Genomic DNA, 22,377 nt, shown 5'->3' with positions numbered 1-22,377 from the left:
CCGCTACGAAGCGACCGTGCTGGTCGCAGCCATCAACGAGTGGCTGTGACCAGCACTTTCACAACAGACCCTAGGCGAGCGTCTCCAGGGCCAGTTCGGTGGCGCGCCGGTGCCAGAGGCCGGCGCCGCGGAGCATGGTGTGGCCGCCGGCCGGCATGGGGACGCCGGTGGCGTCCGCTCCGGCCTCACGGGCCCGGCGGACGAACTCCCAGGAGTCGCGGGCCACCGTGACCCGGTCCGTCTCGTCGTGGAGGAGGTGGATGCGGCGGCCCGCGAGGTGGGCGACGGGTTCGCCGGGCGGGCACCAGGGAGCGAGGGCGACGACGCCCCGGACGGCCGGGTCGCCGGCGACGGCGAGCGCCGCCCGGCCTCCCATCGAATGGCCGACGAGGACGACCGGCACCTCCCCGAAGCGCGACCGCAGCCCGGCGAGCGCGGCCTCGGCGTCCCGGGCGGCGTCGGCGCGCTCGCCGTTCCAGCCCCGGTACCGGTAGCGGCCCTCGGCGACCAGGACCGCCCTCCCCCGCGCCGCGCGCCGCACGGCCTCGGCGAAGGGCCGCATGCGCAGGGCGGGCAGGTTGAGCAGGGGCGGCGCGCCGAGGCCGTCCGCCCGGCCGCCGTGCAGCAGGAGCACCGCGGCCTCCGGGGCCTCGGCTCCGTACCGTACGAGCAGCTGCCCGGCCTCTTCGGACCGGGGACGCGCGGGCATCGGACCTCCTGGTCGGCCGTTCGGGCGAGGGCGCGAGGAGGCCAGTCTGCCACGGACGGCCCCGCGCCCCCGGGGAGCGGGCGGACGGGTCAGCGGGCGCCGAAGACCTGGGTCCAGTAGGGGCCGCCGCCGTCGTGGACGCCGACGCCGAGCTCCTTGAAGTCGCAGTTGAGGATGTTCGCGCGATGGCCCGGGCTGTTCATCCACGCCTCCATGACCTGCTCGGGCGTGCGCTGTCCCATGGCGATGTTCTCGCCGTAGGTGGACCAGGGGTAGCCGGCGGCCGTGACGCGGTCGCCGGGGTCGGCGCCGTCGGGGTTGGTGTGGTCGAAGAAGTCGCGGGCGGCCATGTCGTCGGAGTGGGCCTGGGCGGCGCGCGCGAGGGTCGCGTTCGCGGTGAGCGGTCCGCAGCCGGCCTTGGCGCGTTCGGCGTTGACGAGCGACAGCACCTGGTCGGCGGCGGAGCCCCGGCCGTCGTCGTTCTGCGCGCCGCCGCCCGGGGCCGGGTCGGTGCCGGCCGTCGGCGACGCCGTGGTCGGGGCGGGCTCGGGGGCGGCCGTCGTCGGTGCGGCGGTCTTCTTCGGCAGGGTGGGGGTGGGGATCGCGGTGGTGCGCTGCGGGGTGGGGGCCGCCGTGGTGGGCCGCGCGGTGGGGGTCTTCCCGCCCCGGCTTCCGGGCGTGGCGGAGGCGGTCGCCCGGCCGGGGGCCGGGGCGGACGCGGACGGGGTCGCGCCGAGGTCGGCGGGGGTGGCGGAGAGGGAGTCCGGGTCGTGGGTGAGGGGCGCGTCGGGGCCGGGGGCGGCCGCGCGGTTCACCTCCAGGAGCTCCTTGCCGTCCCGGCCGCCGCCGTACAGCGAGAACGCCCCGCCCGTCACCGCGACGACCGCGATGCCGGCCGCGACGGCGGCGCGCCGGCGGGTCCGCTCCTCGGCCTGGCGCCGACGGCGGCGGTCGCCGCGCGTGGCGCGGCGTCCGGTGGGGGCGGCGGCGGGGGCGAGCCCGCCGAGGTCGTAGGCCCGGGTCATCTCCTCGGCGAAGGCGTCGCCGACGGCGGTGTCCGTGACCGCGCCGCCGTACGCGGCGGCGGGCTCGGCCTCCCCGGCGGCCGGCGCGACGGCAGAAGGCACGACGACAGAAGGCACGATGACGGTCGGCGCGGCGACGGTCGGCGCGGCCGAGCCGCAGAGGGCGCACCAGAGGGTGTGCCGGGCGAGGTGGTCGCGCCAGCCGGCGCCGGGGCGGCCGTCCCAGCCGGCGGCCAGTTCCTGGAGTCCGGGGCAGCGGGGCCGGCGCGCCAGGGCGGCGTCCACGGACCGGGCGGCCTCGGCGCGCGTGCGTACCGTCTCCATCCGCGCCGCGGTGTCCTCCGGCGTCCACTGGAGCGCGGCGGACGTCTCCCACCGGTGGAGCAGCCCCTCGACCTCCAGGGACGCGAGGGCGGCGAGCACCGCGTCCTGGAGGTCGAGCCAGCCGCCGCCCCCGTCGGGACCGACGGCGGCGTGGCCGAGGAGGGTGTCGACGGCCAGCCCGAGGAGCCAGGGCCGGAAGGCCTCCGGGTACGGCAGGGTGGGCAGGGCTCCCTGTGCCCGGAGCAGGGTGTCGGGGACGACGGCGTCGACGGCGGAGGCATCGGGGCGGGCGTCGAGGGCGCGGGACACCAGGGCGTGGACGAGCGGCCGATGGGCGCCGAGGACCTGCTCGCACGCCCAGGGGTCCCCGTACCGCGCCGCCCGTATCCGCTCCGTCGTCCACTCGGCCATCCGGTCCGTCTCCCTCGTCCGCTGCACGCCGTCCGTCCTTCTCTCGCCCGTTCCCGGAGTTTCCTGCGCCTGGGAGAGCCTGTGCGGAGGACGGCGATAACGCAAAGAGGGAAAGCAAAATCCGTGACGTGGGTCACAGAGGGGCTGGGCGGTGGCGGCCCTAGGGTGGCCGCATGGATGGGGAGCGGACGGGCGGGGAACACGGTGACGCGCGGCTGGCCGGGCGGCTGCGGGAGCTGACGGGCGGGCGGTTCGCGGCCGCCGCGGCGGTGGTCGGGCCCGGGGGCGCGACGGTCGCCTCGGTCGGGGCCGGACTCAAAGCCGACTACGAGATCGGGTCGGTGTCGAAGGGCGTGACCGGGCTGCTGTACGCGGAGGCGCTGAGGCGCGGTGAGGTCACCGCGCGGACGGCGCTCGGGGAGCTGCTGCCCCTCGCGGACGCGCCGGCCGGCGGCGTGACGCTGGGGGCGCTGGTCACGCACCGGTCGGGGCTGCCGAGGGTGCCGGGGTCGGCGCAGCCGTGGCGGCGGACGTTCGCCCTCTGGCGGCACGGCACCAATCCGTACGGCGAGTCCGTCGCCGAGCTGCTCGACCAGGCGCGGGCGGTACGGCTCCGCTCGCCGCGGCCCCGCTACTCCAACCTCGGGTTCGAGCTCCTCGGGCACGCGCTGGCGGTCGCGGCCGGGACGTCGTACGAGCGGCTGGTCGCCGACCGGCTGAGCGCCCCGCTCGGCCTCGACCCCTTCTACCTGCCGGCCGGACCGGCGGAGCTCCAGCCGGGCGCGCTCACCGGCACCACCCGGCGCGGCCGGCCGCGCGAGCCGTGGACGGGCGAGGCGCTGGGGCCGGCCGGCGGGATCCGGGCGGACATCGGCAGCATGGCGCGTCTCACCGGTGCCCTCCTCGACGGCTCGGCGCCGGGGACCGCCGCGCTCGACCCCGTCCTCCCGTTCACCACGGGGACGCGGATCGGCGCGGCCTGGATCACCCTGAGGGTGGGGAAACTGACGGTCACGATGCACAACGGCGGCACCGGCGGCTTCCGTTCCTGGCTCGGCCTGGACCGCGCGTCCGGCACCGGCGCGGTGGTCCTGGCCGCCACGACCGCCTCCGTCGACCGCCACGGCTTCGCCCTCCTCACGAAGGACGGACCGCGGGGCTGAGGGCCGGCCCCCGGTCCCGGGCGTCGGCGGGCCGCGTCCGGGCCGCCCAGCGGGCGACCGGGCCGGTGGCGGCGCCGGCCAGGGCGAAGGCGGCGCCGAGGAGGAGCCAGCCGGCAGCGCCGACGCCGATGAGGAGGCTCGTGACGACGAGCGGGCCGAGGGTGCGGGCGACGGGGACGCCGGCGCCGAAGAAGCCCTGGTACTGGCCGATCCGGCCGGCGGGGGCGAGCCCGAGGCCCAGCTGCCAGGAGCCGGCCGAGTGCCGCATCTCGGCGGCCACGTGGAGCACCGCGCCGAGGACGAGGACGGCGGTGGCCGTCACGGCGCCGAGGCCCGGGAGCGCGGTCGCCGCGAAGACGGCGCAGGAGGCGGCCATGACCGCGCCCGCGCCCCGCACCGCCGCCGAGGCCGTTTCCAGGTCGGTGACCGAGCGGGCGGCGCGCACCTGGAAGGCGGTCACCGCGGCGGTGTTGAGGACGAAGAGCGCGGAGACCGTCCAGCCGGGCGCGGCGGTCCGCTGCACGGTCCAGAGCGGCAGGGCGAGGCTCAGCACCGGCATCCGCAGCAGCATCAGGGCGTTGAGGAGGGTGAGGACGACGTAGGGCCGGTCGCGGAGCACCGCCGTCCCGGAGGCCCGGCCCGGGCCGGCCGCCGGCACGGCCGCGGGTGCGGGGAGACGGGCGAGCAGGGCGGCGCCGAGGACGAAGCCGGCCGCGTCGAGGGCGAGGACGGCGAGGTACGCGCCCCGGGTGTCGGCGTGCAGGGCGATGCCGCCGAGGGCCGCGCCGACGGCGAGTCCGGCGTTGAGGACCGCCTGGAGGCGGGCCAGGACGGCCGTGCGGTCGGCCGGGGCGACGAGTCCGGCGAGGAGCGCCTGCCGGGCGGCGGCCAGCCCGCTCTGCGCGGAGGCGAAGAGGGTGGCGGCGGCGAGGAAGGCCGGGAAGGAGTCGATGACGAGGAAGGCGGCGACCGCCGCCGCCGTCACGAGCGCGAGGAGCACGGAGACACCGCGCGGTCCGCGCCGGTCGGCGAGTGTCCCGAGCGGCACGCCGGCCAGTGATCCCACCGCCCAGGCGACGGCGAGCCCGGCCCCGACCTGGGCGGCGGAGAGCCCGACGACGCCGGTGAAGTAGAGCGCGGACGTCACGTAGTAGGCGCCGTCGCCGACGGAGTTGCTCAACTGGGCGAGGAGCAGGAGGCGGGGCGCGGCGGGGCGGCCGGGGCCCGGGGCGGCGGAGCCTTCGGGAGCGGGGGGCGTGACGGTGGGGTCCGTCGGGGTGGTGTTCGCCATGAACACGACGGTAGGGCGAAGTGGCCTGCGTTCCCTGGTCCATTGACGGCCTGTGGGACTGGGCCATTTCACGGGCGGCGCCCTCAGCCCCCGTACATGCTCCGGCACAGTTCCGCCGCCTCCATGGGCGCGTCGATCCGCCGCGCCTCACGGCAGAGTCGCCGCATCTCGGGGAGCCGCTCCCCCGCCGCCGGGCGTGCGGCGGGCGCGGGCTTCCGGGGAGGGGCCGCGGCGCGGGTCCTGGGCGGGCGCGGTTGCGACGCGGGCGCCGGCGGGCGGGGCGGTGCGGTGCGCGGGGGCGTCGTACGGGGTGGCGTGGCGCCGGGAGCCGTCGCGCGGAGCGCCGGGCGGGCGGGAGGCGGAACGGCACGGGGGCCGGCTTCGGAGACCGTCGCGCGGGGCTCCGGCTCCGTGTGCGCCAACTCCTCCCGGGGCTCGGCCTCCACCGGTGGTTCGGGCGGCTCCGGGAGGGCCGACGGGGGGCGCTGGGCTGCGGGCGCGAGCGCGGGAGGCCGGGTTCCCGGGGGTTGCGGGGCGGGCGGTGCGGTCCGCTCGGGCAGGGCGACGCAGCCGCCGACGAGGAGGGCGGTGAGCAGGGGGAGCACGGCGCGGCGGGCGTTCATGACGGTCACGCTGCCGCACGCGGACGGGCCGGGCGGACGGTACGGGCCGCGACCACCGCCACGGGTGAACGTGTCGCGGAGGGTGTACGTCAGGCGGTGAGCGCGTCGAGGACCGTGAAGAAGCCGTCGAGCGGGGCCCGGCTCCGGGTGACCTTCGCCCGGAGCACCGCACCCTCCCACGCCTCCACGAGGAACGGCCCCAGCCGTTCGGGGTCGGGCGGACCGGTCAGGTCGCCCGCGGCGCGGGCCTCGTCGAGGACGCGGACGACGGCCTCGGTCCAGGCGGTGAGGCCGGCCTCGACCCGGTCGCGGAGCATGTCGCTCTGGTTGGAGAGTTCGGCGCCGAAGGTCCCGAAGAGGCAGCCGCGCTCGAAGGAGAAGCGTGCGAGGTCGTCGGCGAGGTACGCGAAGTGCGCCCGCAGCCGCGGGAGGGGGGCGAGCGCCGGGTCGTCGAGCCGGGAGAGGTCGCGGGAGGCGGCGTAGCGCTCCAGGACCTCGGCGGCCAGGTCCTCCTTGCTGGCGAAGTGGTTGTACACCGACCCCTTGGGGACTCCGGCCGCGCGGGCGATGTCCTGGATGCCGGTGCCGTTGAACCCGCGCAGGTGGAAGCACTCCACGGCGCCCTCGACCAACTGCTCCCGCACGCTGGGCCTGGCCACTGCTTCCTCCTCGGTCTCCCCGCCAGAATATGAACGGTCGTCTTACGCGTCAAACGACCTCCGCGCGCCCCCTCGCCGCGTCCTCGCCGAATGGCCGGAAGCCGTCCTTGCCGATTCCAAGACGGTCGGTCATATTGACTCCGGATCTCGTCGCTCGAACCCCCGATGGCCGAACCGACGATCTCTCGACGCACCGATCCACCGACCTACCCGAGGAGCAGCACATGGACACCTACCGAGCCGTCGAAGTCACCGGGTCCCAGGACTTCCGCCTCGTCGACCGGGAGTTGGTCGACCCGGACCCGAACCAGGTCCGGGTCCGGGTCGAGTACTGCGGCATCTGCCACACCGACGTCCTCGCGGCCGAGGGCATGCGGGCCGATCCCGCGCGGCCGATCGTCCCGGGCCACGAGATCGTCGGCGTGATCGAGGCGGTCGGGCCCGGGGTCCGCGCCTGGCGGACCGGGGAGCGCGTCGGCATCGGCTTCCTCGCCGGGCACTGCGGGGAGTGCGACCCGTGCCGCCGGGGCGACTTCGTGAGCTGCCGGGACCAGGAGCAGACGGGGACCACGATCGACGGCGGCTACGCGGAGGTGGCGTACGCCCGGACCAGCGGCCTCGTCCGGGTGCCCGACGGCGTGCCGCCGGCCGAGGCGGCGCCCCTGCTGTGCGCCGGACTGACCACGTTCACCGCCCTCCAGCGCAGCGGGGCCCGGCCCGGCTCGCTCATAGCGGTGCAGGGCATCGGCGGGCTCGGGCACCTCGCCGTGCAGTACGCCCGCGCGCTCGGGTACCGCGTCGTCGCCGTCGGCCGCGGCCGGGACAAGGAGGCGGCGGCCCGCGAACTGGGCGCCCACCACTACGTCGACAGCACCGCGCAGGACGTCGCGGAGGCCCTCCAGGCACTCGGCGGCGCGGCCGCCGTCCTGGCCACCGCCTCCTCCGGCGCCTCGATGGGCCCCCTGGTGGCGGGGCTCGCGCCGCGCGGCCGGCTGCTGGTCCTCGGCGCCGCGGCCGACCCGCTCCAGGTGGACACCGGGGAGCTGATCATCGGCACCCGCACCGTCCAGGGCCACCTGACGGGCACCCCCGTCGAGAACGAGGACAACCTCGCCTTCAGCGCCGCGCAGGGGATCAGGCCGAGCATCGAGCTCTTCCCGCTCTCCGAGGCCCCGAAGGCGTACGAGCACATGCTCACCGGCAAGGCCCGCTTCCGCGCGGTCCTCGACGCCACCGCCTGAGCACGGCGGGACGCACCGGTCGGCCGCGCGGGCGGCGCGGCGAAGAGGGCGGACAGGGCGGCGGCCAGGGCCGTGAGGGCCGGGGGCCGCCCGGTACCTCGGCCTCCGCGCAGGGGAGGGACACGCTCCTCGGAGTTCGCCGGGCGGCCGGGCCGGGCCCGGGTGGGGACGGACGGGGCCGCGCGCACCGAGGAACGAGGGGCCTGGACCCGCTCGCGCCAAGGAATGAGGCGAAGCCCGGGGAAGCGGGTCCAGGCTCTCACCGCACGCGGAGGGTCTCCATCAGGGTGAGGAGCAGCGGAGTGTTCGCGAGGTACCGGGTGGGCGCGACCACCAGCGGGCCGCGCCGCCCCTCGGCCCGCACGGTGAGGGTGCCGTCCGCCAGCTCGACCCCGTGGACCGCGGGCCAGGGCGCGGAGGCGCGCCCCGAACCGAGTTCGGTGGCGGTGAGCCACACCAGACCGAAGTCGAGGCGCTCGCCGGCGTCCAGCCGGGCGAGCGCGCCGGGCAGTTGGGCGCGGGCGGAGTCCTGGCGCAGCAGCGGGCCCCAGATCTCGCCGCCGGTGAAGACGCTGCCGACGACGAGGTTGCGCCCCTCGGTGTCGGTGAGCCCGAAGGAGTAGGTGACCGAGAGGGGCTGACCGTACTGGGTGCGGCGGACGGTGTTGTCGAGGACCTTCGTGTCGGCGTAACGGACCACCCGGATAAGGCCCTTGAGGCGGACCACCAGCCCGCCCTCGTACTGCTCCAGGCGCGCGTCACCGGTGCGGCCGCCGAAGAAGAGGTGGCCGAGGAGGGAGAAGAGGCAGAGGACGAGCGGGAGTCCGGGGACCATCGCGAGCGGGCCGTAGCCCCCGGCGAGCGCGGCGACGACGGCCGCCGCGAGGACGGCGGCGAGGACCGCGACCCCGAGGGCGCCGCGGTTGCGCGCCGGCGCGGACGAGGCGTGGCCGCCGCGATGGGCGCCGAGCCCCTCCCGCGCCGCGGCTTCCCTCATCAGCCTTTCGTAGTCGCCCTGTTCGGCGTCGGTCCGCACCATCGTCGCCCCCGTTCCCGCGTCGGTCACCCGCGTGGCCCGCTCCGTCCGGCCGCGGCGTCCGGCCGCGCCCGCTGTCCGCACTGTCTGTCGGCGCCGCTATGCTACGACCAAAACAGAATTTCGTTCTAGAACTATCCTCTGAACCGCCGGTGCTGCCCAGGAGGCCCCGATGTCGTACACACCGCCGTCCTGGTCTCCGCCGGGGCAGCGGCCCCCCGGCCCCGCCCCCCGCTCCCGGCGCGACCGCGGGCTGACCGCCCTCGCCGTCGGCCTGGCGCTGCTGGTCGTCGCGGTGACCGGAGCGGGGTGGTACGGATACGGGGCCGGGGACGAGCGGCCGCGGGCGGCGGACGCGAAGGAGAGCGCCGCCCCGGGGAGCACCGCCCCTCCGTCCACGGGGACGGCCTCCCCCGGCCCCTCCCCGCGCACCCCACGGCCGGTCCGCGCCCCCGGTGCCCAGGAGCTCGCCGCGGCCCGCCGGCCCGGCGAGGCCGCCGCCTGGATCGCCTCGGACCCCACGGACCTGCCCCGGCGCAACATCCGCGTCGACGGCCCCTGGATCGTCGGCGACACCGTCATCCAGGCCCTCTACCGGGAGGTCACCGCCTACCGGCTCTCGGACGGCGCCGAGGTCTGGAACCTGACCCTGCCCACCCCGGTCTGCGAGGCGCCGGAGCACACGACCCCGGACGGCCGGATCGTCCTCGCCCTCGCGTCCAGCGGCTCCCAGCGGGGCGCGCGCTGCGACCGGTTCCAGATGATCGACCTGCGGACCGGGAAGGCTGGCTGGACGAAGGAGCTGCTGCGGGACCCCGCCCGCGACACCCCCGCCATCATCGTGCACACGGCGATCAGCGGAGACACCCTCGCCGTCGCCGAGGGCCTGGGCGCCGCGGCCTTCCGCGTCTCCGACGGCTCCCGGCTCTTCACCGTCCCCACCGAGAACCCGGGCCGCTGTCACCCCGACCGGGTGGCCGGCGGCAGCAGGCTCCTCGTCAGCGCCACCTGCGCGCTCGGCGCCGACCCGCGGACGCGGTACTCCCAGCTCCGCGCACTCGATCCGCGCACCGGCGCCGTGCGCTGGCGCCACCGGACCCCGGCCGGCCGGCGGGTGGAACGCGTGGTCTCGGTCGACCCGGTGGTGTACACGTCGATCGACAACGAACGGCTCACCGACGACTGGCGGATCGTCGCCCTCGGCCCCCGGGGCGAGCTGCGCCGCACCATCGACCCGCGCCCCAAGGGGTTCGAGCACTGCGTGCACGTCGGCATCGGCGCGGGCCTCCAGCCGTGCCCCGGCGTCGTCGTGGGTCACGGCCTCGTCCACGTCGGCGGCACGGACCGGGCCGGCGCCTACGACCTGGCGACCGGGAAGCTCCTCTGGGGAGTCCGGGCGCACGACGGCAGGACCCTGACGCCGGTCGGCTTCCGCTCCTCGCGGGGCACCGTCGTGTACGAGTCGGCCACCCTGAGCCGCCCCGGTCGCACCTTCGTCCTCGGCAAGGACGGGGCCGGCAAGGAGGAGACGCTGATGAACCACCCGGCGGCCGCCGTCGAGGCCGAGTAGAGCACGATGGCGGGCCGGGTCCTCCAGGCCGGCGGGAGGATCGTCGTCATGCCCTCGTTCGTCACCGGCGACGACGACCGGCGCCGGCCCCGTCTCGTCTCCTTCGCCCCGGCCCCGGAGTGACCCCTCTCCCCCGCCCGGCGACGATCCAGAGAGCGCTCTCAAGCCTCTCGCCGGTGCGGATATCCTGGGCCGGTCCGAGCAGACGAAGGGGGCCGACGTGGCCGAGCAGACGACGGGGGCGCGCCCGACCCTGGAGGCCGTCGCGGCCCGTGCCGGGGTGTCGCGGGCCACGGCCTCGCGGGTCGTCAACGGCGGCGCGGGGGTCCGCGCCCCGCTGGTCGACAAGGTGCGGCAGGCGGTGGAGGAGCTCGGCTACGTCCCGAACCTCGCGGCCCGCACCCTGGTCACCCGGCGCAACGACGCGGTGGCGGTGGTCATCGCGGAGCCCGAGTTCCGGATCTTCTCGGACCCCTTCTTCCAGGAGCAGGTGCGCGGCATCAGCCGCGAACTGACCGCCCACGACTCGCAGTTGGTCCTGCTGTGGGTGGAGAGCCCGGGTGATCACGACCGGATCGCCCGGTACCTCGGCGGCGGGCACGTGGACGGCGCGCTCGCCTTCTCCCTGCACGACGAGGACGAGCTGGCGGCGGTGCTGCGCCGGGCGAAGATCCCGACGGTGCTCGGCGGCCGGCCGACGGACGGGATCGGTCCCGCCATGCCGTACGTCGACTGCGACAACCGCGGCGGGGCGCGCGAGGCCGTCCGGCTCCTGGTCGACCGGGGCTGCCGGACCGTCGCGCACCTGGCCGGGCCGCGCGACCAGACCTCGGCCGCGGACCGCGCCGACGGCTACCGCGACGCGCTCGGGGACCCGGATCCGGCCCTCGTCGGCCACGGCGACTTCACCGCCGAGAGCGGCGCCCGGGCGATGGCCGAACTCCTCGACCGGCGCCCGGACGTGGACGGGGTGTTCGCCGCCAACGACCTGATGGCCTCGGGTGCGCTGCGGGTGCTGCGGGAGCGGGGGCTGCGGGTGCCGGAGGACGTCGCCGTGGTCGGCTTCGACGACGTGGCGTCGATCGCCGAACGCACGGACCCGCCGCTGACGACCGTCCGGCAGGACATCGAGGGCATGGGGCGGCTGATGGTCCGGCTGCTGATGCGCGTGCTGAACGAGCACGGGTCCGGGGCACCCGCCCCGGACCCGCTGATCACGCCGACGACGCTGGTGCGCCGGGCCTCGGCGTGAGGCCCGGCGCCCCCGTCAGTCGAAGGGGATGACGAGGACCGAGTCGGCCGTCCCGGTGCGGACGGTCGCCGGTCCGTTGCCGATGGCGCTCCACAGCTCCACGCGGACGGTGCCGCCGCGCAGGTCGCCGAGGGTGCCGGTGGCGGACTTCAGGCCGCGGTTCTGGTCGTAGCGCTCCCAGCCGGGCACCGGGTCGGTGGCGAAGTAGTGGTAGGTCTCGGTGCGTTCGAAGGTGCCGTCGCCGGTCAGGTCGTAGCTGACCCGGACCTGCTGGCCGAGGCCGACGGAGGTGCCGGCGTCCACGGCGAGGCGGAAGGCGGTGGCGGCGCCCGGGGTGAGGGTGCCGGTGACGTTCCGCGCCACGTAGACGAGCGGCTGGTACGGGGTGCCGTCGCGGTTGATGCCGCCGGCGGAGGCGAGGGTGTCGCTGCCGGCGGTGGTGTCGGTGGCGGTGGTCAGCGTGCCGCCGGAGACGAGCCGGAAGGTGTCGCCGGTGCCCGGCTCGGGGCAGGCGGGACCGCCCGGCTGGCCGCAGGGGATCGTTCCGGTGCCCTTGCCGGTGGCGGTGGAACGGGCCGGTACGGTCAGGGACTTGCCGTCGGAGAAGGTGACGGTGACCGGCGCGGAGCCGTGGTTGTGGGCGGCGTAGGTGCGTTCGGTGCCCTTCAGGAAGACGGCCGAGGTCGGGAGGGAGCCGGTGACGCTCGCGTCGGGGGCGCCGAGCGCGTCCAGGGTGGTCAGCCAGTGGTAGGTGTGGGCGCGGGTCTCGCCCGCCTCGGGGGTGTAGTTCCCGCCGGTGGCGTCGAACCTCGCCTTGGCGCGCGCCGGTTCGGCGAGCGACTCGAACTCCCAGAGGATGTCGCGCCATTCGACGGCCGGGCCGCCGTTCTCCCGCTCCATCTCGGCCAGGTTGCGCCGGATCGCGGCCGGGTAGGCGCCCATGTGCAGCGCGTTGCCGGAGGTCACCGGGAGGGTGTTGATGCCGTGGATCTCCTCGGGGTTGGCGGTCCACCAGGTGGAGTACGCGCCGCCGCTGCCCCAGACCATGCCGACGGTGTCGTGGCCGAAGGAGCCCGGGAAGACCTGCTGGTCGGCGTCGAACCAGTACTGGCCGATGGCGTCGGACTCGGTGGCGAGGAGGTAGCCGCCGAGGTCGCGCAGGGAGGTGTCGCCGGTGGCGGAGCCCCACAGGACGAGGGCGGCGCTGAGGTTGGTGGACTCGGAGGACGACTCCTGGTTGTTGCCGGCCGCGAAGCCGGAGTGGCCGGAGGCCCAGCTGTGTCCGGCGTACACGTCGAAGCCGCGCAGGAAGGGGAAGGCCGTGTCCGTACGGCTGGGGTTGGCGACGTCGCGCACCAGGGTCTTCACCATGCCGCCCCAGGCGGAGTCGGCGGCCCAGGCCTGGTCGTACTGGGCGACGATCGCGGCGGCGTACACGTAGTAGCCGTAGTGGAAGTGGTGGTCGTTGAGCTCGGTGTCGCTGCCGTAGGAGGCCGGGTAGCCGGTCAGGGTCTTCCAGGTCCGGTCGTACGAGAACTCGTTCGCGCCGCCCGTGGTGAACCAGTCCTGGAGCCGGCCCTTGATCAGGCCGAGGAGCCGGTCGCGCAGCGCCGTGTCGCCGAGCTGCTCGGCGAGCGGCACGAGCTGGGCGAGCTTCCCCAGCGCCTTGCCGGTCCAGTACGTGTCGGTGGCGCCGGAGAACGGGTCGGAGGAGTTCACCACCTCGTTCAGGTACGTGCGCAGCCGGGCCTGGTCGACGGCGCCGGTGGCGGGCAGCCCGGGCAGGACGGCGGCCTGCTTGCGGCTGGTGGAGAAGGAGCGGCCCTCGCGGACCTTCATGGTGCCGCGCGGGGAGACGTACGTGTACGCGGTGAGGGGGTCGGTGGAGTTCAGCCACTGGTGCCGGTAGAGGGCCTGGAGCGTGCCGGTCTCGGTGCCCTCCTTCGCCTCGGTGGTGAGCGTGTAGGTGGCGTTGGCCTTCCCGCCGGAGGAGGACCAGGCGACGCGGGAGCCGGTGACGAAGCTGTAGGCGTAGCGCCGGTAGGTGGCGAGGGCGTCGGTGGAGGGGAGGACGGCGACGGAGAAGTAGTCCTTGCCGCCGAGGCCGGCCGTGAGGGTGGTGCCGGAGACGTTCCAGTCGGTGCCGGTGGGGGCGAAGAGGGCGTAGTGGTGCCCGGCGACGGTGATGCCGAGGACGTTGCCCTGGTCGGCGAAGACGGTGGGCGGGGCGGCGGTGGTGATCCGGGCGTCGCCGCCGGTGCCCTTGGCGTACACGTAGGGCAGGCCGTGGCCGATGGTGGTGCGCAGGGTGCGGGCGCCGTCGGACCAGAGGGGGGTGACGGTCCAGTCGGACCAGTCGTCGGCCTTGGCGTCGGGCGAGTTGAGCCCGGTGAGGCCGAGGGTGAGGTCGGCCTTGTGGGGGAACTCGTACTGGCGGCCGTCGCCGACGATCGCCGGGGTGGTGGGGTAGCCGATCTCCAGGCCGCCGGCGACCGCCTGGTAGGTGAGCGGATGGCCGTACATGGGGGTCGAGTACGGGTTGTCGCCGTAGCGCTGGAAGGCGAGGGAGGACCACCAGTCGTTGGTGGGGACGGGCCGGTCCTTGGCGGCGGCGGTCACCTTGGGGGTGACGGGGGTCCCGGTGTTGGTGGTGGGACCGGAGGTCCCGGCGGGGCGGGTGTCGGAGTATCCGCCCGCGCCCACGGGGACGGTGGCGGCGGAGGCGGAACCGGCGGCGACCGGTACGAGACCGGCGGCGGCCAGGGCGGCGGTGAGGACCAGCGACGCGGCCGGTCGGGAGCGGGGAGCTGACACGTACAGCACCTCGTTGGCTCGGAGGAGGGGTTCGTGGGGGTTCGTTCTTGGGTGTGACGGCTTTTGAGAGCGCTCTCAGCAGTGCGCAACGTAAAACTCCCGAAACCTGGGCGTCAAGAGAGAGGAACGAAAGCGGAGTTGGGGCGGCGGTCTCGTAGCGACCCTTCGATTCCGAGCCGTTACGCCTTCGAGTCTTGACGGGAACGGGCGAGTCGGGGCACGCTCCAGACCGTTCTTGAGAGCGCTCTCAAGAGCGCGGGCCGGTCCCTTCCGGGACCCCCGCCACGCCGTTCGACCGCTTCCCCACCCCTGCTCCACCTCGAAACACCCCGAACCACCACGGTCCACCTCGATCCGCCCTGACTCCAAGGGAGCCCGTCCATGCCCATCACCCGAGCCGCCACGCAGGCAGCCCTCCGCATCGGAGCGGTCGTGCTCACCGGTTCCCTGCTCGCCGCCTGCGGCTCCGGAGCCTCCGACACCGCCTCCGACAAGGCCGGCGGCAAGGTCACCGTCACCGTCGACCTCTTCGGCTCCTTCGGCTACAAGGAGGCCGGCCTCTACGCCGAGTACGAGAAGCTCCACCCCGAGGTCACCATCAAGCAGACCGACACCGAGGACGAGGCCGACTACTGGAAGTCCCTCCAGACCCGGCTCGCCGGCGGCGGCGGCCTCGCCGACGTCCAGGGCATCGAGGTCGGCCGGATCGCCTCCGTCACCCAGCAGCAGGCCGACCGCTTCGAGGACCTGCGGAAGTACGGCGCCGACGGGCTGAAGGGCCAGTTCGCCGAGGCGAAGTGGGCCGCCGCGACCGGGAAGAACGGCGAGGTGCTGGGCCTCGGCACGGACGTCGGCCCCGAGGCGATGTGCTACCGCACCGACCTCTTCGAGCAGGCCGGGCTGCCCACCGACCGGGCCGAACTGGCGAAGAAGTGGTCCACCTGGGACGGGTACCTGGAGCTCGGCAAGCAGTACAAGGCCAAGGCCCCCGCGAAGAGCGCGTGGCTCGACAGCGTCGGCAGCCTCTACTCGATCATGATCGGGCAGGAGAAGGAGCGGTACTACGACGCCTCCGGTGCGCTGATCTGGGAGACCAACCCCGCCCTGAAGACCGCCTGGGAGACCGCCGTCGAGGCGAGCGCCGCCGGGCTCAGCGCGAAGCTGGACCAGTGGTCGCCGCAGTGGAACCAGGCCTTCGCCGCGGGCTCCTTCGCGACGATCCCCTGCCCCGCCTGGATGCTCGGCTACATCAAGGGCCAGGCCGGCGAGTCCGGCAAGGGCAAGTGGGACATCGCCGCGCTGCCCGGCGGCGCCGGGAACTGGGGCGGCTCCTACCTCGCGGTGCCGCGCGCCGCGAAGCACAAGAAGGAGGCGTACGAGCTGGTGAAGTGGCTCACCGCGCCGGAGCAGCAGGCGAAGGTCTTCGCCAAGCAGGGCAACTTCCCGTCCTCGACCGGCGCCATCGCCGAGGTCGCCGGCACGACCGACCCGTACTTCTCCGGCGCGCCGATCGGGCAGATCTTCGGCGACGCGGCGAAGGCTGCGCCGGTGCAGGTGCTCGGCGTCCACGACCAGAACATCAGCCAGCAGATCACCAACGCCCTGAGCGAGGTCGAACGCAAGGGCCTCGCCCCGGAGAAGGCCTGGGAGAACGCGAAGAAGGGCGTCGCGAACACCCTGGGCTGACGCCTGTCGGCGGGCGGGGCCCGGGCCACGCGCGGCACGGACCGCCCGGCGCCCACGGCCCGCCGCGGAGCGGGGTGGCCCGGCCGGGACCGGACGCCGCACCGGGACCGGACGCCGTATCGAGACCGGACGCCGTACCGAGACCGGACGCCGCACGCCGCTGGGCGGCGGTACGGCTCCGGGAGGGCCGGACAGCCGCGACCGACGGGGTCCTGGCGGGCCGGCGCGGCGCCCGCCGGGTCCGGTGGGGGCGGCCCTGTCGGGGCAGCCGAAGGCCGGGGCCACGCCACGCAGTGCGTCCGCTCCTGCCGGGGTGCGACGACGGTCGCCGCCCCCGCTCCCCGCACGGCGCGCCCCGTGGTGGTCCGAACCCGCCAGAGGGTCGCACCGACGGGCTTGCGGAGCACGCCGCCGCGCCGCGACCGGCGGCGGACGCCGCACTGTCCGCCCGGTTCCGCCGAGTTCCGCCAGAAGGGCCCGCCGCGCGGCGGGCTCCGGTCGGCACCGGTCAGGCAGGCGGGTTCCGGCCCGTGCCGACCGGGCCGGCGGGCTCCGGTCGACGGGTGTCCGGCCCGAACGGGCCCCCGGCGGCGGGCCCCGGCGCGTCACGCCGCACCGCCGCTCCCGTCCCACGGGGGTGGGGGCACTCGGCCGGCCCACACTCCCGACGGGCTCCCGCCGGACGGTCGGCCTCCGTGCCGACGCCCACCCGACCGGCACCGCTCAACAGGCTTTCGCCCTGCGGGCGGCGCCCCGGCGGAAGCCACCCGTCGGGCGCCGGACCGCAGGCCGCACCACGCCTGGGCCGAGGCGGCCGGGGACCCCGGACCGCCGGACCGCAAGGGGCCGGACCTCCGGGTCACCTGGGCCCAGGCCCCGGACCGCCGGACCGCCGGAGGCCGGGCACCCGGACCGCAGGGCCACCGGACCGCCGGGGGGCCGGGCGCCCGGACCGCAGGGCCACCGGGCCCGGGACCGAGCACCGACAGCCCCGCCCCGACCCGCCCGCAGAACCGCCGCGCCCGTGAGGGCCCGTCGTCATCCTTCCGAACCGTCTCCCGAAGGGCCGCACCGTGACCCTCGTCGCACCGGCGAAAGCCGCCACCGTTCCGCGTACGTCGGGCTTCCGGCGTGTGTGGGACGCCCTCTCCCCCTACACGTACGTCGCACCGTTCTTCACCCTGTTCGCCGCCTTCGGGCTCTTCCCGCTGGTCTACACGGCGTACGTGTCGCTCCACCGGGTGGAGCTCCAGGACCCCGGGTCCATGGAGTGGCGCGGGCTCGGCAACTACACCGCGCTCTTCGGCGACGAGTTCTTCTGGACCGCGCTGCGCAACACCTTCACCATCGGCGTGCTGTCGACCGTGCCGCAGCTGGTGATGGCCCTCGCGCTCGCGCACCTGCTCAACCACCGGCTCCGCGGCCGGACGTTCCTGCGGACGGCGATGCTGCTGCCGTACGCCACCTCCGTCGCCGCGGCGACCCTCGTCTTCGCGCAACTCTTCGGCCGCGACTTCGGGCTCTTCAACTACGTCCTCGGCCTCGTCGGCGTCGGGCCGATCGACTGGCAGTCGGGCACCCTCAGCTCGCAGATCGCGGTCTCCACGATCGTCGTCTGGCGGTGGACGGGCTACAACGCGCTCATCTACCTCGCCGGCATGCAGTCCATCCCGTCCGAGCTGTACGAGGCGGCGGAGATGGACGGCGCCTCCCGCTGGCGGCAGTTCTTCCACGTCACCCTGCCGGGGCTGCGGCCGACGATCCTCTTCACCGTCGTCGTGTCGACGATCGGCGCCACCCAGCTCTTCGGCGAGCCGCTGCTCTTCGAGGGGTCCATGTCGGGCGGCATCTCGCACCAGTACCAGACCCTCGGCCTGTACATGTACGAGCAGGGCTGGGGCTTCTTCCACCTGGGCCGGGCCGCCGCGATCGCCTGGGTGATGTTCCTGCTGATCCTGGTGCTGGTCGGGGTCAACGCCCTGATCGCGCGCCGCCGTTCCCGCAAGGAGGCCGGCCGATGACCGCGCTCGCCGATCCGCCCGCCCAGGTCCACGCCCCCGCCCGGCGGACGCCGTCCCGGCCGCGCCGCCGGTCCGGCGCCGGGCGGACCCTGAAGGCCGGGCCGGTCGCGTACGCCGTGCTGATCCTGGCCGTGCTCGTCTCCGCCTTCCCCTTCTACTGGACGATCGTCGCCGCCAGCCGCTCCAACGCCGACCTGGCCCAGGTGCCGCCGTCGCTGGTGCCGGGCCCGCACCTGATCCGCAACTTCGAGGCGGTGCTCGCCGAGGCGGACATCGGCAAGGCGCTGCTCAACTCCCTCATCGTGTCCGGTTCGATCACCGTGGGCACGGTCCTGTGCTGCACGCTCGCCGGCTTCGCCTTCGCCAAGCTCCGCTTCCGGGGCCGGGGCGCACTGCTCGCGGTGACGGTCGGGACGATGATGATCCCGCCGCAGCTCGGCGTCATCCCGCTCTTCATGCTGATCGCGGAGCTCCAGTGGGTGAACCAGCTCCAGTCGGTGATCCTGCCGGGACTCGTCTCCGCCTTCGGGGTGTTCTTCATGCGCCAGTACCTGGTGCAGTCGCTGCCCGACGAGCTGATCGAGGCGGCGCGGGTGGACGGCGCGTCCACGGCCCGGATCTTCTGGTCGATCGTGGTGCCGATCGCCCGCCCCGGCATGGCCGTCCTCGGTCTGCTGACCTTCATGGCCGCCTGGAACGACTTCTTCTGGCCGATCGTGGCGCTCTCCTCGCAGGAGCCGACCGTCCAGGTGGCGCTGCGCCAGCTCGGCGGCGGCTACGTCCACGACCAGTCCGTGATCATGGCCGGCACCCTGCTCGGCACGCTGCCCGTGCTGCTGGTCTTCGGCCTGCTCGGCCGCCAGATCGTCGGCGGCATCATGCAGGGCGCGGTCAAGGGCTGAGCCCCTCCCGTCTTCTTCGTCTCTTCCCTCGACTTCTTGGAGTTGCCTCCTCATGACCGCTGTCGACGCACGCCCCGAGTCCTCCGCGACGCTCCGTTTCCCGGAGGGTTTCCGCTGGGGCACCGCCACCGCCGCGTACCAGATCGAGGGCGCGGCCACGGAGGACGGCCGGACGCCGTCCATCTGGGACACCTTCAGCCGGACGCCGGGCAAGGTCCGCAACGGCGACACCGGTGACATCGCCGCCGACCACTACCACCGGGTGCGCGAGGACGTGGCGCTGATGCGCGAGCTGGGCGTGACGGACTACCGGTTCTCGGTGGCGTGGCCGCGCGTCCAGCCGACCGGCCGCGGGCCCGCGCTGCAGAAGGGGCTGGACTTCTACCGGCGGCTCTGCGACGAGCTGCGGGAGGCGGGGATCCGCCCGGTGGCGACGCTGTACCACTGGGACCTGCCGCAGGAGCTGGAGGACGCGGGCGGCTGGCCGCGCCGGGAGACGGCGGAGCGGTTCGCCGAGTACGCGGGGATCACGGCGGCGGCGCTCGGCGACCGGGTCGCGACCTGGACGACGCTGAACGAGCCGTGGTGCGCCGCCTTCCTGGGGTACGGGAACGGGGTGCACGCGCCGGGCCGGACCAGCGACGCGGAGGCGCTGCGCGCGGCGCACCACCTGAACCTGGCGCACGGCCTCGCGGTGGGCGCCCTGCGGGAGGCGCTGCCGGCCGGGTCGGAGGTGTCGCTGACGCTGAACCTGCACGTGGTGCGGGCGCTGACGGAGTCGTCGGAGGACCTGGACGCGGCGCGCCGGATCGACGCGGTGGCGAACCGGATCTTCCTGGACCCGGTGTTCCGGGGCCGGCTGCCGGAGGACCTGGTGCGCGACACGGCCCGGGTGACGGACTGGGGGTTCGTGCGGGACGGGGACCTGGCGACGATCTCGGCGCCGATCGACTCGCTGGGGCTCAACTACTACTCCCCCACCGTCGTCGCGGCGGGGTCCTCGGAGTCGCCGTCGCCGTGGGGCGGCGCCGAGCGGCACGTACGGTTCCTGCCGGCGCCGGGGCCCCGGACGGCGATGGACTGGCCGGTGGACGCGGACGGGCTGTACGAGCTGCTCGTCCGGCTGCGCGACGAGCTGCCGGGCGTGCCGCTGGTGATCACCGAGAACGGGGCGGCGTACGACGACTACGCGGACCCGTCCGGGCAGGTGCGGGACCCGGAGCGGGTGGCGTACCTGCACGGGCATCTGGCGGCGGTGCGCCGGGCGATCGAGGACGGCGCGGACGTGCGGGGCTACTTCCTGTGGTCGCTCCTGGACAACTTCGAGTGGGCGTTCGGGTACAGCAAGCGGTTCGGGATCGTGCACGTGGACTTCGCGAGCCAGCGGCGGACGCTCAAGGACAGTGCCCGCTGGTACGCGCGGGTGATCGCGCGGGGCGGGCTGCCGTCCTGAGCGTCCGGCCCGCCGCCGCGCTTCCGGTCAGGCGGTGGTGAGGACGGCGAGGCGCTGGGTGGCGCGGGTCATCGCCACGTAGTGGTCGACCGCGCCCTCGACGCCCTCGCCGTACGTCTCCGGGTCGAGGAGGACGACGAGGTCGAACTCCAGGCCCTTGGAGAGGCTCGGGGTGAGCGCCCTGACCCGGGGGCGGTCGCCGAGTGCGGGGAGCCGGCCCTCGGCGGCGATGACGCAGGCGACTCCGTCGGCGTTCGCGGCGAGCCAGTCGTCGAGGAGGGCGTCGAGTTCGCCGGTGGTGCCGTGGTGGACGGGGAGGCCGGAGGCGCGGACCGAGGTCGGCACGTTGGCGTCCGGGAGGGCGGCGCGGATGACCGGTTCGGCCTCGGTCATGACCTCTTCCGGGGTGCGGTAGTTGATGCTGAGCGAGGCCGTCTGGACGCGGTCGAGGCCGACGCGCTCCAGGCGCTCCCGCCAGGTCTCGGTGAAGCCGTGGCGGGCCTGGGCGCGGTCGCCGACGATGGTGAAGCTGCGCGAGGGGCAGCGGGCGATCAGCATCTGCCATTCGGCGTCGGTGAGTTCCTGGGCCTCGTCGACGACGACGTGGGCGAAGGGCCCGGCCAGCGGGTCGCCGGCGGCGACGGGCAGTCCGGCGTCGTCGACGAGGCTGTCCTGGAGGTCCTGGCCGAGGAGCATGGTGACGGCGCCCTCGCCGTCGTCGTCGCCCCGCACGATGGTGTCGATGACGCCGGCCATGCGCTCCTTGCGGGCGGCGAGGGTGGCCTTCTCGCGGCGCTTGCGGGCACTGGACCGGGGGTCGCCGAGGCGCTGCCGGGCGGCGTCGAGGTAGGGCAGGTCGGACTCGGTCCACGCCTGGGCGTCGGCCCGCTGGAGGGCGCGCACCTCGTCCCGGTCGAGCCAGGGGGCGCACAGGCGGAGGTAGGCGGGCACGGTCCACAGGTCGCCGACGAGGTCGGTGGGCTCCAGCATGGGCCAGGCCCGGTCGAGAGTGGAGACGAGTTCGCGGTCGTGGCGCAGGGCGCGCTCGAAGAGGACGTCGGGAACCTCGCCGCGGGTCTTCTCCTTCAGGAGGGTGACGAGCTCCTCCCAGATCAGTTCGCGGGCCTCGTTGTGCGGGGTGCTGGGGCCGGGGGCGTCGAAGGCCTCGGCCCAGTCGTCGGCGGTGACGGTGAGGTCGCCCCAGTCGGTGGTGACGCGGGTCGGCCCGGCGGGGGGCTCCTCGTAGAAGCGGACGGCCTTCTCGATGCCCCGGACCAGGGCGGCGGAGGACTTGAGCCGGGCGACCTCGGGGTCCTTCTCGGGGCGGACGGTCGCCCCTTCGGGGACGAGGTCGCGGACGGTGCAGGTCCGCACGCCTTCCTCGCCGAGGCTGGGCAGCACGTCGGAGACGTAGGCGAGGTAGGGCTGGTGGGGGCCGACGAAGAGGACGCCGCCCCGGCGGTGGCCGAGCCGGGGGTCGGCGTAGAGGAGGTAGGCGGCCCGGTGGAGGGCGACGACGGTCTTGCCGGTGCCGGGTCCGCCGTCGACGACGAGGGCGCCGCGCGAGCCGGCGCGGACGATGGCGTCCTGGTCGGCCTGGATGGTGGAGAGGACGTCGCGCATCCGCTCGGAGCGGTTGGTGCCGAGGCTGGCGATGAAGGCGGACTGGTCGTCGAGGGCGGCGTGTTCGCCGAGGCCGCCCTCGGTGAAGACCTCGTCCCAGTAGTCGGTGATCCGGCCGCCGTTCCAGCGGTAACGGCGGCGGCTGGCGAGGCCCATCGGGTGGGCGTGGGTGGCGCCGAAGAAGGGCTCGGCGGCGGGCGAGCGCCAGTCGACGAGCAGCCGGTTCCCGGCGCTGTCGGTGAGGCCGAGGCGTCCGATGTAGAGGGGCTCGGAGCCGTCGGCGGAGACGATCCGGCCGAGGCAGAGGTCGAGGCCGAAGCGGCGCAGGGCGCGCAGCCGGCCGGAGAGGCGGTGGACCTCCAGGTCGCGCTCCATCGCCTCGCGGCCGACGCCGCCGGGGGCGCGGAGGGCCTCGCCGAGGCGCTCGGAGAGTTCGGCGACGGCCTGGTCGAGGCTCTCGGCGACGGCGGCGAAGTGCTTCTCGTCGTCGGCGATCAGCGCCGGGTCGGCCTTGGCGGCGAGACGGTCGGGAAGCTCGAAGGGGCCGGTGGTCCGCTGAGGCATGGGCACGCGC

16 protein-coding genes are annotated in these 22,377 nt (G+C 75.1%); 8 read left to right on the top strand and 8 right to left on the bottom strand.

The annotated features are described in order from the left end of the window. Window positions 1–70 precede the first annotated feature (70 nt). Window positions 71–709 carry an alpha/beta fold hydrolase gene (locus IE245_RS09845; protein ID WP_189946377.1) on the bottom strand — a complete coding sequence of 213 codons (639 nt, stop codon included), beginning with the start codon at window positions 707–709 and terminating at the stop codon, window positions 71–73. 89 nt (window positions 710–798) lie between these two features. Beyond that, a complete protein-coding gene (locus tag IE245_RS09840; RefSeq protein ID WP_229851180.1) occupies window positions 799–2,496 on the bottom strand; it encodes a CAP domain-containing protein in 1,698 nt (565 codons plus the stop codon). 146 nt (window positions 2,497–2,642) lie between these two features. Here IE245_RS09840 and IE245_RS09835 point away from each other — a divergent pair, with 146 nt between their 5' ends. Next, entirely contained in the window at window positions 2,643–3,632 is a 990-nt protein-coding gene (locus tag IE245_RS09835) for a serine hydrolase domain-containing protein (protein WP_189946376.1), read from the top strand. On the opposite strand, the gene IE245_RS09830 is transcribed toward IE245_RS09835, so the two are convergent. The 3 genes from IE245_RS09830 to IE245_RS09820 form a co-directional block, all read right to left on the bottom strand. Beyond that, window positions 3,607–4,923 (bottom strand): MFS transporter, encoded by a 1,317-nt coding sequence (locus tag IE245_RS09830; RefSeq protein WP_189946375.1) that lies wholly within the window; start codon window positions 4,921–4,923, stop codon window positions 3,607–3,609. The genes IE245_RS09835 and IE245_RS09830 overlap by 26 nt on opposite strands. 83 nt (window positions 4,924–5,006) lie before the next feature. Further along, on the bottom strand, window positions 5,007–5,546 hold the full coding sequence (locus IE245_RS09825) for a hypothetical protein (RefSeq protein WP_189946374.1): 540 nt from the start codon (window positions 5,544–5,546) through the stop codon (window positions 5,007–5,009). Between the two features lie 89 nt (window positions 5,547–5,635). Continuing rightward, window positions 5,636–6,205, bottom strand: a complete 570-nt coding sequence (locus IE245_RS09820) for a TetR family transcriptional regulator C-terminal domain-containing protein (RefSeq protein ID WP_189946373.1) — start codon at window positions 6,203–6,205, stop codon at window positions 5,636–5,638. Between the two features lie 224 nt (window positions 6,206–6,429). On the opposite strand from IE245_RS09820, the gene IE245_RS09815 reads away from it, so the two are divergent. Further along, entirely contained in the window at window positions 6,430–7,446 is a 1,017-nt protein-coding gene (locus IE245_RS09815) for an alcohol dehydrogenase catalytic domain-containing protein (RefSeq protein WP_189946372.1), read from the top strand. Between the two features lie 259 nt (window positions 7,447–7,705). On the opposite strand, the gene IE245_RS09810 is transcribed toward IE245_RS09815, so the two are convergent. After that, a complete protein-coding gene (locus IE245_RS09810) occupies window positions 7,706–8,512 on the bottom strand; it encodes a DUF6585 family protein (protein WP_189946371.1) in 807 nt (268 codons plus the stop codon). A gap of 142 nt (window positions 8,513–8,654) precedes the next feature. Here IE245_RS09810 and IE245_RS09805 point away from each other — a divergent pair, with 142 nt between their 5' ends. Further along, on the top strand, window positions 8,655–10,052 hold the full coding sequence (locus IE245_RS09805) for an outer membrane protein assembly factor BamB family protein (protein WP_189946370.1): 1,398 nt from the start codon (window positions 8,655–8,657) through the stop codon (window positions 10,050–10,052). A gap of 220 nt (window positions 10,053–10,272) precedes the next feature. Then, window positions 10,273–11,304, top strand: coding sequence for a LacI family DNA-binding transcriptional regulator (locus tag IE245_RS09800; RefSeq protein WP_189946369.1), 1,032 nt, complete (start codon window positions 10,273–10,275; stop codon window positions 11,302–11,304). A gap of 15 nt (window positions 11,305–11,319) precedes the next feature. On the opposite strand, the gene IE245_RS09795 is transcribed toward IE245_RS09800, so the two are convergent. Further along, on the bottom strand, window positions 11,320–14,118 hold the full coding sequence (locus tag IE245_RS09795) for a glycosyl hydrolase (RefSeq protein WP_189946368.1): 2,799 nt from the start codon (window positions 14,116–14,118) through the stop codon (window positions 11,320–11,322). Between the two features lie 381 nt (window positions 14,119–14,499). Between IE245_RS09795 and IE245_RS09790 the strand changes: the two genes are divergently transcribed. The 4 genes from IE245_RS09790 (at window position 14,500) to IE245_RS09775 (ending at window position 20,180) form a co-directional block, all read left to right on the top strand. Next, entirely contained in the window at window positions 14,500–15,804 is a 1,305-nt protein-coding gene (locus IE245_RS09790) for an ABC transporter substrate-binding protein (RefSeq protein WP_189946367.1), read from the top strand. Window positions 15,805–16,877: 1,073 nt separating this feature from the next. After that, a complete protein-coding gene (locus IE245_RS09785) occupies window positions 16,878–17,825 on the top strand; it encodes a carbohydrate ABC transporter permease (protein ID WP_189946366.1) in 948 nt (315 codons plus the stop codon). Continuing rightward, window positions 17,822–18,727: a carbohydrate ABC transporter permease gene (locus tag IE245_RS09780; RefSeq protein ID WP_189946365.1), complete on the top strand. Its 906-nt coding sequence runs from the start codon at window positions 17,822–17,824 to the stop codon at window positions 18,725–18,727. Before IE245_RS09785 ends, IE245_RS09780 begins: the two co-directional genes overlap by 4 nt. 52 nt (window positions 18,728–18,779) lie before the next feature. Beyond that, on the top strand, window positions 18,780–20,180 hold the full coding sequence (locus tag IE245_RS09775) for a GH1 family beta-glucosidase (protein WP_189946364.1): 1,401 nt from the start codon (window positions 18,780–18,782) through the stop codon (window positions 20,178–20,180). A gap of 27 nt (window positions 20,181–20,207) precedes the next feature. On the opposite strand, the gene helR is transcribed toward IE245_RS09775, so the two are convergent. Next, window positions 20,208–22,367, bottom strand: coding sequence for an RNA polymerase recycling motor ATPase HelR (gene helR / locus IE245_RS09770; protein ID WP_189946406.1), 2,160 nt, complete (start codon window positions 22,365–22,367; stop codon window positions 20,208–20,210). Between the last annotated feature and the right edge of the window lie 10 nt (window positions 22,368–22,377).

Origin of the sequence: Streptomyces roseolus, from assembly GCF_014649855.1 — a bacterium.
Lineage (GTDB): Bacteria > Actinomycetota > Actinomycetes > Streptomycetales > Streptomycetaceae > Streptomyces > Streptomyces roseolus.
This window is presented reverse-complemented; position numbering and strand designations above follow the sequence as displayed.